This window comes from Brakhagea baltica (assembly GCF_052161605.1).
Taxonomy (GTDB): domain Bacteria; phylum Planctomycetota; class Planctomycetia; order Pirellulales; family Pirellulaceae; genus JBKCUI01.
Window position 1 is genome coordinate 554,871 of sequence record NZ_CP197409.1, and the last position, 13,084, is coordinate 567,954.

A 13,084-nucleotide genomic window follows, 5' to 3' on the forward strand; every position below is an offset into this window, starting at 1 on the left:
ACTTAGTCAGTAAGGTTGCCGCCAATTGCGGACTGGTAGCCAGTTGGTCCCTTTGGGTTGATTTGCCGTTTTCCCAATCTTTTCCCTATAGGATTACCAACGGGGTTTTGGTTTTCCTACCGTTCCGAGCGACGCTCAAGCGAGCCATGAGAGACCGTTTTCGAGCAGTTTGTTGCACCGAATTTGGTCATTTGCTCTCCACTGAGTTCACTCAGTGGAAGCACGACTAACAAGCTAGCTACGACGGACTCTTCCCTACCCCCCCCCCTTCCGTCTCGCCGCAGGCGAGACGGAAGGGGGGGGGGGGATATAATGGGCGGATGCGCTGCTAGCCTGTTAGTCATCGCCCCACCGACACAAGGTCGGATGGTGGCGTTCACAGAATAAGAGATAGGCTTAGTCAGTAAGGTCTCCGCCAATTGCGGACGGGCGGAAGAAGTTTGAAGGGTGAAGTGGGAAGTTTGAAAGAAAGCCAATCTTTTCCCTATAGGATTTCCAACGGTGTTTTGGATTTCCTACAGTTCCGATCGATGCTTAGATGAGCCGCTAGAGACCGTTTTCGAGCACTTTGTTGCACCGAATTCGGTCATTTGCTCTCCACTGAGTTCATCTCAGTGGAAGCACGACTAACAAGCTAGCCACGACGCTCTCCCCCCCCTTCCCTTCTGTCTCGCCTGCGGCGAGACAGAAGGGAAGGGGGAGGAATATATTGGGGGATGCGTTGCTAGCCTGTTAGTCATCGCTCCACCGACACGAGGTCGGAATGGAGGCGTTCTCGATCAACTCAAAGCTGCTTACATGAGTGCATGAGCACTCTAACTGTGAGCAGGTAATCGTCTCGCCAACTTGAAGTTCGCTGATCGATGCGAACTCTTGGCTCGTGTACCACCAGTCCTGCAGCGTGAGTTGCGTTCTTATTCACCCTCCCGAAGAATTCGGGAGGACCAGAGTGGAGGGACGATCACGAGGGGAGAGTGCTTTAGGAATCGCTGACTAGTCGTGGCCGTTATGCGATGCTGTGCCTTTCACCCTCTCCGAGCTGCGCTCGACTCTCCCTTGAAGGGAGAGTGACTGCTGTAACTGCGCAGAGCCTTGTTACAGCATACCGAGCTGCCAGTTCCTGGGGATTCACGGCTGGTGCACCTTTTGGGATATCGATCCATTGGCAGGTCTTGAGATCGATGCCTCCGGCGGTCATCATGCAATGGACGTGAACATGCATTAGCATTCGTTGGCCCCAGGTGTGGAGCGTGATGTGAATGCCTGGTTTACAGCCGAAGTGCTTGGCACACGATTCCATGAGAACTTTTTAAGCGATTCGAAAGAACGGGTTCGCTTGCACAAGAGTGTCAGTAGTCCCCTAGAAGACATCTCAAAGCATGAGGCGGGGTACAATAATTAGGCAAAATGGGCGGGATGCAGGGCTAGTTGCGGGAAGCGAGATACAGACCGAGATCAGACAGTTATCCAAGCAGGTATTTACGATCTCAATTCGGTACGAATTGGACAAGTTCTACGACCGAAGCAAGGGACGGAATAGCAGAGCCTCTGGGCGTGCCACCCGAACGGGGCCACTGTGCAGCACACAGTTGCCAATGGTTATGGATGCTGGCCAGGAAACCGATTAGACTTGTTCCGAGTCGATGTATGCAAGTCACTAAAATAGAAATAGGAAAAATCCGTGTTCGATCTGACCAAGGTCCCAGTGAGCGATCCCACTTCGATTTTCCGTCATCGGGATGCTCTGTATGCAAGCGACATGCTGATCGTTGCATTGAAGGGGCTGGACCTGTTTTCGAAGCTTGCTGAAAAGCCGATGTCGCTGGAATCTTTGTGCGATGAATTTGCCATACACGAACGACCTGCCGATGTACTAACCACTTTTCTCGTGGCAAGCGGCTGGTTAGTTCGTACCGGGGAAGTATTTCAGACGACGGAGGCTGCCAATGAGTTCTTGGTCAAAGGATCACCATGGTATATTGGCCCTTACTTTCCCCCCACATCGGACCGACCAATAGCAAACGATTTGCTCGAGTGTTTGCGGACTGACAAGCCGGCGAACTTTGCCAGCCGCAAGAACCATGATGACTGGCACAAAGCCATGGAGTCAGATTCGTTTGCGAGAGAGTTCACCGAAATGATGGATTGTCGAGGTGTGTTTCTCGCACAGGGCTTAGCGAAACAAGTCGACTTGTCAGACAAACGCCGGTTGCTCGATATCGCTGGCGGTTCAGGCGTGTACGCTTGTTCCCTGTGCGCGCATCACGCACACTTGTCGGCAACCGTTTTGGAAAAATCCCCCGTGGATCGGATCGCGAGTCAAGCGATTCAGGAGCGCGGCTACTCAGACAGGGTGTCGACGGTGGTCGGGGATTTGTTCGAAGATCGTTGGCCAGGTGGCTTTGATGTTCAATTGCTCTCCAACGTGTTGCATGACTGGAATGAGGGGGCAGTAAAGGACATATTGAGTCGCTCTTGGGAAAGCCTTGAGGAACGCGGTTTGCTAATCGTGCATGACACATTTCTCAACCAAGACAAGTCCGGACCGTTGCATGTGGCTGAGTATTCCATTTTGCTCATGCACGTAACGCAAGGGCGTTGCTACTCCGATCGCGAGATCATCGGCTGGGCACAGGAGTTAGGGTTTACCTATGAAAATCGAGTTGAATCGGGTGCCATGCGTAGTGGGCTGCTTTTCCGACGGTAACCTTTTTCCTGGTCGGCCAAGGTGCGCAGCGAATTCCCCGGCAGCCATGACCAGTCACGTCGAATTGGTTGTAAAAATCAGAAGGAGCGTTATGCTTCTAGCATCGATCTTCAGTACTTCCAATTCCTTCGCTAGCTTGCACATCAACCATAATGCCGGACCACCAAGGGCTGCCTGAACATCAACGAGTTGTTATCACGGGGATGGGTGTCGTCTGCCCGCTCGGACGGGATTTGGACACGTTCTGGAAGAATTTGACGGAGGGTGTGAGCGGAATCACAGCTCTCGATTGTTTGCCCGCTGAGGGGCAAACCGTCCGATATGGCGGCCAGGCCAAATGTTTCACTGGGGACATCGGTGACTTTGGGCCTTTGGAGAAAGGGCTGCAGCGAGCCATTAAAAAGAATCAAAAGGTGATGTGCCGCGAGATTGAGATGGGGGTTGCTGCGTGTCAGTTGGCTCTGCATCACAGTGGACTATCCGATCCTGCTGCTCGAAATCCTGATCGGACGGGGATCGTGTACGGTAGCGACTACATTTTGACTCGTCCCGAAGAATTTGCTGATGGGGTGAAGGCTTGTTGCGATGGTGACCAGAATTTCCGAATGCCAGCGTGGCCAGGTACGGGGCGCCCCCAGGTCAATCCGCTGTGGCTACTCAAATATTTGCCAAATATGCCAGCCAGCCATGTCGCCATCTACAACGATTTACGGGGTCCTAGCAATTCCGTAACCATTCGCGAGGCGAGCAGTGCCGCTTCGATAACCGAGGCGGTGGCAACCATACGCCGGGGCGTCGCGGATGTTATGCTGGCTGGAGCGACCGGTTCGCGGCTTGAGCCGTTACGTGCGATTCATTTTTCCATATCGGAGCAGCTTGCGAATGACTCTGATCCCGCCTTGATGTCCCGTCCCTTTGGAGTTCGTCGTTCGGGGGGAGTCTTGGGCGAGGGAGCCGGAGCGATCGTTCTCGAGTCGTTGGCACATGCTAAGCAGCGTGGTGCCAAAATCTGGGGAGAGGTCATCGCGGGCTCAGGGTCTGCTGTGTGCGACGAGTTGCACGGAAAGAAGCTTGATAGCATTCGTGTGGCAACGAAGAATGTTTTGTCAGATTTAATGGCTCGCGGAACAGCTGCTGGAGTCGACTTTTCGGCTGGCAACTGGCACATTCACGCTTGTGGAAAAAGCGAGGTCGATCACGACCGGTCCGAGGCGGCGGGAATTCTCGATGCCGCAGGAGATTCTGCTCCAGTAGTTACCGCCGCGAAAAGTTTATTTGGAAATATCGGTGCAGGTAGCGGGACTGTCGAATTGATCTCAAGTTGCCTAGCTCTAGAGAACGACACTCTATTTCCGCTGGCAGGGCACGCAGATGTCGACCCGGAGTGTCCGATCAGGGCCGCAAAACCGGGCGACAAGCCAGGCTCTGCCTTTGTTAGCTTGTCTTATTCCAGCCAGGGGCAAGCGGCAGGGGTGCTGGTCAGCAGGTTTGCTAGCTAAGGACAGGCTGGCGGTCAGCTTAGATCGTTTCGAAAGCAAGAAAACCCTTGTGTTTTGGTAGTCGTAGAGCCTTGACAGAATTCAGGGGGGCCGGTACCTTTCCGGTCCCTAAAACCATTAATTTTGCCTTATAACATTTGAGTACGAGAGATGGCAGTCCCAAAGAGACGACATAGCAATTCCCGGTCCGGAAAGCGGCGAGCTCACCACTTCAAAAAACCACGTCAGGTCATGAACTGTCCGAAATGCGGAAACGTAGCGCTGACGCACCACGTGTGTGGCAAGTGCGGTTTCTACATGGGACGAAATGTCGTTCAAATGAGCGATAACTAGTTCGTTTTCCTGCTGTTTACGCTTTACCATTTAGTTAAGACCAACCGTGCCTAACATCGCTTTGCTTTTCCCCGGCCAGGGTGCTCAAACGGTTGGCATGGGGAGTGGTTTGCTGGAACGGAGCGATGTCGCTAGAAATCTTTTCGCGACCGCGTCGGAGATTCTTGGGCTCGACTTAGCGAAGCTATGTGTCGAGGGCCCAGAGGATCAGTTGCATCTGACAAACAATAGTCAGCCAGCATTATTCGTTCATTCGATGGCTGCGTTGGCGGATTTGTTTTACCTGCACCCTGAGGTTGAGGGGCAGGTCACAGCGGTAGCGGGTCTGAGTTTGGGCGAGTATTCGGCTTTGTGCTGTGCGGGTGCCATCTCGTTTGAGGATGGCGTAAGGTTGGTGAAAGAGCGTGGGGTCGCAATGCAGGAGGCGGCTTCGGCTGTCCCGAGCGGCATGGCCAGCGTTCTTGGTTGCGAGCGGGCTCAGGTGGAAGAGATCTGCGATAAAGCTCGCCGCCCAGGAGAAATATTGCAGGTCGCTAATTTACTCTGCCCTGGAAACATTGCCATATCGGGCCATTCGGGATCCTTGGATGACGCAGAGGCGATAGCCACTGACGCAGGAGCGAGCCGGTTTATTCGACTGAACGTTGCCGGGGCTTTTCATACGGCGATCATGGAACCGGCAGTGACCCGCCTGAGCGCGGCGATCCAAAATACGAAATTCAGTGATTTGCGATTCCCGATCGTCGCCAACGTCGACGCAGCGTGCCACAGCAATCCCGGCGAAATTGCAGAGCTATTGGGGCGACAGATGGTTTCTCCCGTGCTCTGGGAACAGTCATTGCAGACACTTCTTCAGAGCGGTGTCGACCAGTTTTATGAAATAGGAGCCGGTCGCGTACTGGCGGGAACGCTCAAGCGGATCAATCGCAAGATGCCTTGCGAGTGCTTTGGCGATTAGAGAATTTTGTCGTGAACAGAGGAAAGAAATGAGTCAATCTTCACTTGGGTTGTCAGTCGACTTGTCCGGCCAGGTGGCCATGGTGACCGGAGCGTCGCAAGGGTTGGGACAAGCTATCGCAATCCGGCTCGGCGAGAATGGTGCCAAGGTGATTTGTGTGGCACGAAACGCTGATAAGCTCACAGAAACCGTAAATCAAATCAAAGCAGCGGGTGGAGATGCGGTTGCCATCTCGTGTGATGTTACCGATCGGGCTGCTATCGAGAAATTGTTCGAGCAAGTTGAGACGGAGTTCAAGCGGCTGGATATTCTCGTCAATAACGCTGGGATCACCCGCGACACGCTGCTGCCGAGAATGACCGACACGCAGTGGGATGAGATCATCGCTTCTAACTTGACCAGCTGTTTCGTCTTCTGTCGCGCCGCGACCCGGGTGATGATGGGCCAGCGTTACGGCCGGATCATCAACATGTCGAGCGTATCTGGTTTGATTGGCAACGCTGGGCAAACCAATTATTCGGCAACGAAAGCTGGCATGATCGGCTTTACTCGCTCCCTCTCAAAGGAGCTAGCCAAGCGAAAGATTACCGTAAACGCGGTTGCGCCAGGCTTTATTGAGAGTGACATGACCAAAGCTCTCGGCGACGCCGTAACGGACGAAGTCAAGAAACGAATCCCAGCCAATCGGCTTGGGCAAGCCGACGATGTCGCGGCATGCGTGCTGTTTTTGGCGAGCAAAGCAGCGAGTTATGTCACCGGCCAAGTGCTAACGGTTGACGGCGGGATGACCGGCTAGTCCGAGGTGGGATTCTGATCCCTCCAGCTAAGTACGCCCGCGGTGAAGTGTAAGTCCCAATGGTTTACCGACTGTCACTAGACTTACCGCCAAATTCTTGTAAAACTCTGAGCTATCTCCATTAGAGATAAGCCTGAAGGTGGGCTTGCATGAGTTTTTCTTAACATGCCAGCCTTTACTACTGCGCCCTTAATGTGAATTTGGTACATGTTATGCCTTTGATCGTACAGAAGTTTGGTGGAACGAGCGTAGCGACCCCTGAGAAGATAATCGCTGCGGCCCGCAAAGCGATTCGAGCTCAGCAAGAGGGAAATCAAGTCGTTGTGGTGGTTAGCGCTATGGGGCACAATACCGACCACTTGATCGAGCTATCGAAGCAAGTTAACGACGAGCCGTCTGCGCGCGAAATGGACATGTTGCTCAGCACGGGCGAGCAAGTCAGCGTGGCTCTCATGGCGATGGCAGTCCAGCGTTTTGGTCACAAAGCGGTTTCTTTGACCGGTGCTCAGATGGGAATTCGTACTGACAATTCCTTTACCAAGGCTCGTATCAAGACCATATCGACCGAACGAATCAAAAGGTTGCTCGATGACGGCAACATCGTTATCGCCGCAGGTTTTCAGGGGATTGATGATGATTTCAATATCACGACACTCGGACGTGGGGGTAGCGATACCACAGCAGTGTCGTTGGCTGCCGTTCTTAAGGCAGATGCTTGCGAAATTTATACTGATGTGGATGGGGTTTACACGACCGATCCTAGATTGTTGCCAGAGGCTCGGCAGATGGGGCAGATCAGCTATGACGAAATGCTGGAACTGGCCAGTTTGGGAGCCAGCGTCATGCACAATCGCTCGATTGAGTTTGCCAAAAAGTTCAACGTACCGATTTGTGTACGCAGCAGCTTTTCGGATGCTCCCGGTTCCATGATCGTTGCAGAACCAGAATCGTCGAGTGTTGCGGTGTGCGGCGCGGCGTTAACCAACGACGAAGCCCGTGTGACCATTCAGGGAGTGCCGGATCATCCAGGAACAAGCTACGAGATTTTCAAGCGATTAGCCGATCGAAAAATCAACACCGACATGATTGTCCAAAATATTGGACAAGATGAGCGGGCTGACATCTCCTTTACGGTTCCTCGCGAAGAGTTAAAGGAAGCGTTGCGGGCTGTCAACGAAGCTGCCGAGGTGGTGTCGGCTACCGATGTGACGCACGATGATGCGGTATCGAAGATCTCTGTGGTCGGGTTGGGGATGGCTCAACAAACCGGAGTTGCTCAAAAGATGTTTGCTGCGTTAGCTGAAGCAGGCATCAATATTCAGATGATTACGACGAGCGAGATCAAGATCAGTGTATTGCTGAAGCGATCGGAAGCTCAGCTTGCATTACGAACTGTGCATCAGGCCTTCTCGCTGCACGTAAAACCCGATGATGCCAAGAAGTGGATTGTTGGGCAAAACACAAACGTGCACCTAAGTGCGAGCGATGTCGTCGAACGACTTCGCAACTCCAACATGGAACAGCTCACCCTGTTGGATATCGATTTGGTGGGGGATCAAGCTCGAGTAACGTTGCTCGGTGTTCCCGACACCCCCGGTTTGGCCAACTCCGTTTTTCGTGAGGTTTCTGAAGCGGGCATCTTTGTCGATATGATCGTGCAGAGCTGCGACGGCTATGAAGGCGAGACTAGCATTAGCTTTACCGTGCCTGAGGAACAAATGGAGAAATGCCTTGCGGTGCTGCGTTCCACCAAGTATCAGTTCCGGAAAATCGGTGGCTCCATGGATATCGCCAAGTTATCCGTGAGTGGTATTGGCTTGCGAAGTCATACTAGCGTCGCCATCGCCATGTTCCAAGCTTTAGCGGAGGAAAACATCAATGTCCTCATGATCAACACGAGTGAACTGCGAGTAAACGTAGTGATTGATGGCAAGGATGGTGAACGTGGTTTGGCCTGTTTGCAAAAAACGTTCGCGGCCTCACTTGTCTGATGCGAGTAGCGAGTCCATATCATTCGAATTGACCACCCCGAGTACACATTCCTATAAAAACTTTACCACCCTAAGGATTGGCGATGCAACTTTCTCACATGGTTTATTTTACTTTGGCTGACGACTCTGCTGAGAAGATTGCGGAGCTCGTGGCGGCGTGCAAGAAGTACCTCGATGATCACGATGGAGTCGTCTATTTTTCGGTGGGAACGTTGAATGCGGATTTAGCCAGACCTGTGAATGATCGCGGCTATCATGTCACATTGAATGTCGTTTTTGATTCTCGTGAATCCCACGACCGGTACCAAACGGCCCCGCGTCACGTACAATTCATTGAAGAGCAAAAGGGCAACTGGAAGCAAGTCCGCGTTTTCGACTCCGATATTGCGTAGTAAGTGGGAATAGCCATGGCAACGGTGTTAGATCGAATTGTTGAGAAGAAGTGGGAGGAGATCGCGGCTGCGAAGACGAGGCGCGATTTAGATTCTCTTCGTGATGCGGTTCAATTCGCTCCCGAGATTCGCAACTTCCTAACGCCGCTGCGCATGCCCGGCAGGGTTCAACTCATTGCCGAGGTCAAGAAAGCGAGCCCATCAAAGGGGATGATTCGTCCTCAGTTCGAGCCAGTCGCGATTGCCAGAGAGTATGAGCAGGGAGGTGCTGCGGCTATCAGTTGCTTGACGGATGAGCCTTTTTTTCAAGGACGCATCGACTATCTGACGTCAATTCGCGAGGCTGTTAATATCCCCGTACTCCGCAAAGATTTCATTCTGGATGAGTATCAAGTTTACGAAGCCCGTGTTGCTGGGGCCGATGCGGTGCTGCTCATCGCCGAATGCCTTGAGGGGTCGAAGCTGAAAGAACTCTACGACGTGATAGTCTCGTTGGGAATGACTGCACTCATCGAGTTCTATGATCCGAAACACTTGAAGCGGGTACTCGACACGGGAACCAAGCTTGTTGGAGTCAACAATCGCGACCTGCATACGTTTGCGGTCGAGTTGGATCACGTTATCAATCTCAGAAAAGATATACCGCCCGAAGTCTGTTTGGTGGCTGAGAGTGGAATATTTTCTTCGACTGATGTAAAGCGATTATTCGATGCCAAAATTGACGCGATGCTTGTCGGTGAGTCATTGATGAGACAGCAGGATGTGCGGCAAGCTGCCAAGAACTTGATCGAGTTCGATCGCTTCGACGGCGACTCATTCGACGGCGACTCAGAAGAGTAGCAAAACTTTGGAACCAGAGCTAAGGCTGTCCGAAAAGATCGAATTGATGGGATTGCTGTTCCTGCATGGTATGGCACTCGCGGCTTGGTTCGTGCCGTTGGGGCCAGTTTTGGATGCAGCAGGCTTGGGTTCGATGAAGCCTTTTGCGTTTGGAGCGTCAGCCATTGCGGCGTTGTTGTCTCCGTTGTTTTTTGGGTCGCTGGCGGATCGATCGGTTCCACCGACCAAGGTGCTGCGATGGATCAGCTTTGTTACAGCCGCGTCGGTTTGGTTGATTGCGTGGGGGATCGAATCCAAATGGAATCCGTTTTTGCTATGGGGGCTCATCCAGTTCCAATCCCTTTTTTGCACGCCGACGTCGAGCTTGGCTGGTTCGATCGTCTTTTCTAGGCTCATCAACTCCAAACGCCAGTTTGGTGCGATAAGAGCTTTGGGAACCATTGGGTGGATGGCAGGTTGCTGGGTAACCAGTCTGTTGAGCCTGGACACGACCCCTAAAGCGTTCGTTCTAAGTGCTGGACTGTGGGTGGTTACCGCGTTGTATACATGGTTGCTACCAAGTTCGGTGCTTCCTGAGGTCACAGGGAGAAAGATGACTTTGCGCGAGCGATTCGGATTTGATGCACTCGGGCTTCTCAAGAATCCGGATCATCGCGTTGTGTTTATCACGGCGGGATTGGTCGCGATTCCCTTTGCCGCATTTTATCCTTATACGCCGAGGCATTTAGAGGACCTCGGGTTTCAGCGACTAACCGCATGGATGTCGCTCGGGCAAGTGTCCGAGGTGTTTGCCATGTTGGCGATTGGTGGATTGTTCGGTCGATTTCGGTTGAAGTGGATCATCGCATTAGGGTTGGTTTTTGGTGTCTGTCGGTACGGATTGTATGCTACGAACTCTGCTTGGCCAGTTCTGGTGGGTTTGTCGTTTCATGGGTTCGCGTTTACTCTGACGCACATCAGTTCTCAGATTTATCTTGCCGAGCGAGTCGCCCCCGAGTGGCGTACCAGGGCCCAAGCGTTGCTGAGTCTCATGACGGCGGGTGTCGGCAATCTGCTCGGTTATTTCTTGACCGCGTCGTGGTTAACCTATTGCACCACGGAGGGTAGCGTTGAGTGGTTTGCCTATTGGATCGGCTTGGGGGGGATCGTAATGGCGGTCTTGGGCTACTTCTTGATCGGATATCGGGGAAAGGCCTAGAGTTCTGGCGGGATCAGAATAATATGCATTCCTCTCATAGCACTTTGTAGAAACCAGCATCTTCGAATGACCGCATCTCCCACGACGACTTTTGACTACGTTGCCTGCCAACACGGAGCAGAACCGACTATAAAACGGATTTTCTGCGAACCGAATGGTCCGTATCGTTTGGCCTATTCTCAAAAGGGATTGGTGACCCTCAAGTCGAACTTTGCCATTCCGTGTTGGTCGAAAGCCGTACCGACACATCCCATAGTTCGCTCCCGGGGACACATTTTAAAAAGGTACGATGGGGAAGTGGCGGAGACCTTGGTGGATTCGATCCTCGAAGAGTACCGTAGCCTGGATTGGACCGATTTGCATGTTTGGCAAAGGGACATCGCGCAACCAGGTTGGCATGGATTTGAACCAGGGCGATCCGCTTTGGCTCGTTACGTCGCCGAGGCTTTTGAGAAACGTCTCAGCGAACTAGAAGACGAACGCGCGACGAGGGTGAACCAGCTAGCCCTGAACGAGTCACAAATTATCGAGGTCATCATCGACGATCCCAACCGTTGGTGGCTTGCAACGCGAGTCGTGCAAAGCGTCGAAGATGGTTGGGTAGGTGGTGTTTATGTCCCTCATGAACCGAATGACATGATCAGTCGCGCCTATCTCAAGATCGCAGAAGCAATCCAATGGAGTCAAATGCCGATTCGACCTGGCGATCAAGTGGTTGAGATTGGCTCTTCACCAGGGGGAGCTTGCCAGCATTTGATCGACTTAGGAGCCAAGGTGACAGGGGTCGATCCGGCGGAAATGGATCCACGAGTTGCAAGCCACCCCTCGTTTGAGCATTGGCGGGCCCGTTCGTTACAAGTAAAACGCAAAGCCTTTGCTCCGTTTCGATTTTTGGTTTGCGATGCGAATGTTGCACCGAACTACACCTTGGAAACTATCGAGTCGATCGTCACTTATCCGACAACACGCCTCGAGGGGATCATCATGACAATTAAGCTTTCGTCTTGGGAGCAATCGGACCATATTCCTGAGCAATTGGACAGGGTCCGCAGTTGGGGATTCACCCAAGTGTCCGCTCGTCAATTGGGACACAACCGCCGGGAATACTGCATCGCCGCAAAACGCTAATCAAAGCATTCGAGACTTTATTGAGTCAAGGAATGCGTTTTGCTCTCGCTTCTCTGGCAGCGTCCCCTGTGGCAATTTGGCAGGGGCAACATGATGGTTTTCCGGGGCTATTCCTGGCTTGGGTGTGCTTCTGGAATGGTGCCTCGCAGAATCGGCTCTAAAATTCTCAGGGAGTTTTGGTGTTCATGGCACTATCATGAGAGTTGTTTGAGCGAATTACCCTCGATCGGTTTAAAGAGCCTATATGACTGTCGACGTTCAGAGAATAAAAGAACAAGTACTGCGGTTTTCCGACGATATTGAGCAAATCAGGTCGCAAGTTCGCAAGAATCTGGTCGGCCAGGATGCGATGCTTAGCCGCCTTTTGATCGCCTTATTTACCGGTGGGCACGTTCTGCTAGAAGGGTTGCCCGGTCTGGCCAAAACGACAGCTATCAAGGCGTTGGCGGGTGCGATCCAGTGCAAATTCCAACGCATCCAGTTCACCCCCGATCTGCTGCCTGCGGATCTGATCGGTACCATGATCTACAACCCTCGCGAAGGGAGCTTTGGGACCCGCAAAGGCCCCATCTTTGCCAATCTGATCTTGGCGGACGAAATCAACCGAGCCCCCTCGAAAGTCCAATCAGCCTTGCTCGAGGCGATGCAGGAGCGACAGGTTACGATCGGCGATGAAACCTATGAGCTTGAGGAGCCATTCCTCGTACTGGCTACTCAGAACCCGATCGAGCAAGAGGGAACGTATCCGCTGCCAGAGGCGCAAGTCGACCGGTTTATGCTAAAAGTGATGGTCGGGTATCCGAACAAGAGCGATGAACGCAAAGTGGTTGATCAAGCGCTGGACGGTGTGAGGCGAGAAATTCAACCGGTACTCGATCCTGCGAAGCTCGTTGAAATCAAGCAGACTGTGGCTTCAATCTACATGGATGACAAGATCAAGGATTACGTATTGGACTTGGTCGCCGCGACTCGCGAGCCAGAGAACTACCGCATGAAGGAGCTTAAGCCGCTGATTCAGTGCGGAGCCTCCCCTCGGGCATCGATCAATCTTTGCTTGGCCGGTCGAGCCAATGCGTTTCTGGCAGGTCGTGGCTATGTTACTCCTCAAGATGTCAAGGATATTGCTCTCGATGTCATGAGACACCGCATTCTTCTGACCTACGAAGCCGAAGCCGAAGAGCGAACTTCGGACAGCATCGTCCAACAAGTGCTCGATACGGTACCAGTTCCTTAGTTTCCAAG

At 52.7% G+C, this 13,084-nt stretch carries 12 protein-coding genes; 11 read left to right on the forward strand and 1 reads right to left on the reverse strand.

Features of this window, described 5'->3' with window-relative positions:
- Positions 1 to 1,006: 1,006 nt before the first annotated feature.
- Positions 1,007 to 1,300, reverse strand: a complete 294-nt coding sequence (locus tag SH449x_RS02185; RefSeq protein ID WP_482379681.1) for a transposase — start codon at positions 1,298 to 1,300, stop codon at positions 1,007 to 1,009.
- Between the two features lie 381 nt (positions 1,301 to 1,681).
- On the opposite strand from SH449x_RS02185, the gene SH449x_RS02190 reads away from it, so the two are divergent.
- The 11 genes from SH449x_RS02190 (at position 1,682) to SH449x_RS02240 (ending at position 13,076) form a co-directional block, all read left to right on the forward strand.
- Positions 1,682 to 2,707: a methyltransferase gene (locus SH449x_RS02190; RefSeq protein WP_482379682.1), complete on the forward strand. Its 1,026-nt coding sequence runs from the start codon at positions 1,682 to 1,684 to the stop codon at positions 2,705 to 2,707.
- Between the two features lie 152 nt (positions 2,708 to 2,859).
- Positions 2,860 to 4,206 (forward strand): beta-ketoacyl-[acyl-carrier-protein] synthase family protein, encoded by a 1,347-nt coding sequence (locus tag SH449x_RS02195; protein WP_482379683.1) that lies wholly within the window; start codon positions 2,860 to 2,862, stop codon positions 4,204 to 4,206.
- A 150-nt stretch (positions 4,207 to 4,356) separates the two neighbouring features.
- Positions 4,357 to 4,539 (forward strand): 50S ribosomal protein L32, encoded by a 183-nt coding sequence (gene rpmF / locus SH449x_RS02200; protein WP_482379684.1) that lies wholly within the window; start codon positions 4,357 to 4,359, stop codon positions 4,537 to 4,539.
- A gap of 46 nt (positions 4,540 to 4,585) precedes the next feature.
- Positions 4,586 to 5,497, forward strand: coding sequence for an ACP S-malonyltransferase (gene fabD, locus SH449x_RS02205; RefSeq protein WP_482379685.1), 912 nt, complete (start codon positions 4,586 to 4,588; stop codon positions 5,495 to 5,497).
- A 28-nt stretch (positions 5,498 to 5,525) separates the two neighbouring features.
- Complete coding sequence (gene fabG / locus SH449x_RS02210; RefSeq protein WP_482379686.1) at positions 5,526 to 6,293, forward strand: 3-oxoacyl-[acyl-carrier-protein] reductase; 768 nt, start codon at positions 5,526 to 5,528, stop codon at positions 6,291 to 6,293.
- A gap of 212 nt (positions 6,294 to 6,505) precedes the next feature.
- Positions 6,506 to 8,284, forward strand: coding sequence for an aspartate kinase (locus SH449x_RS02215; protein ID WP_482381871.1), 1,779 nt, complete (start codon positions 6,506 to 6,508; stop codon positions 8,282 to 8,284).
- Positions 8,285 to 8,367: 83 nt separating this feature from the next.
- Positions 8,368 to 8,676 (forward strand): Dabb family protein, encoded by a 309-nt coding sequence (locus tag SH449x_RS02220; RefSeq protein WP_482379687.1) that lies wholly within the window; start codon positions 8,368 to 8,370, stop codon positions 8,674 to 8,676.
- Between the two features lie 15 nt (positions 8,677 to 8,691).
- Positions 8,692 to 9,516 (forward strand): indole-3-glycerol phosphate synthase TrpC, encoded by an 825-nt coding sequence (trpC, locus tag SH449x_RS02225; protein ID WP_482379688.1) that lies wholly within the window; start codon positions 8,692 to 8,694, stop codon positions 9,514 to 9,516.
- 7 nt (positions 9,517 to 9,523) lie between these two features.
- The gene (locus SH449x_RS02230) at positions 9,524 to 10,714 is read left to right on the forward strand and encodes an MFS transporter (RefSeq protein ID WP_482379689.1); all 1,191 of its coding nucleotides are present in this window, start codon (positions 9,524 to 9,526) and stop codon (positions 10,712 to 10,714) included.
- Positions 10,715 to 10,780: 66 nt separating this feature from the next.
- The gene (locus tag SH449x_RS02235; RefSeq protein WP_482379690.1) at positions 10,781 to 11,842 is read left to right on the forward strand and encodes an SAM-dependent methyltransferase; all 1,062 of its coding nucleotides are present in this window, start codon (positions 10,781 to 10,783) and stop codon (positions 11,840 to 11,842) included.
- Between the two features lie 244 nt (positions 11,843 to 12,086).
- Positions 12,087 to 13,076 (forward strand): AAA family ATPase, encoded by a 990-nt coding sequence (locus SH449x_RS02240; RefSeq protein ID WP_482379691.1) that lies wholly within the window; start codon positions 12,087 to 12,089, stop codon positions 13,074 to 13,076.
- The last annotated feature ends 8 nt before the right edge of the window (positions 13,077 to 13,084 follow it).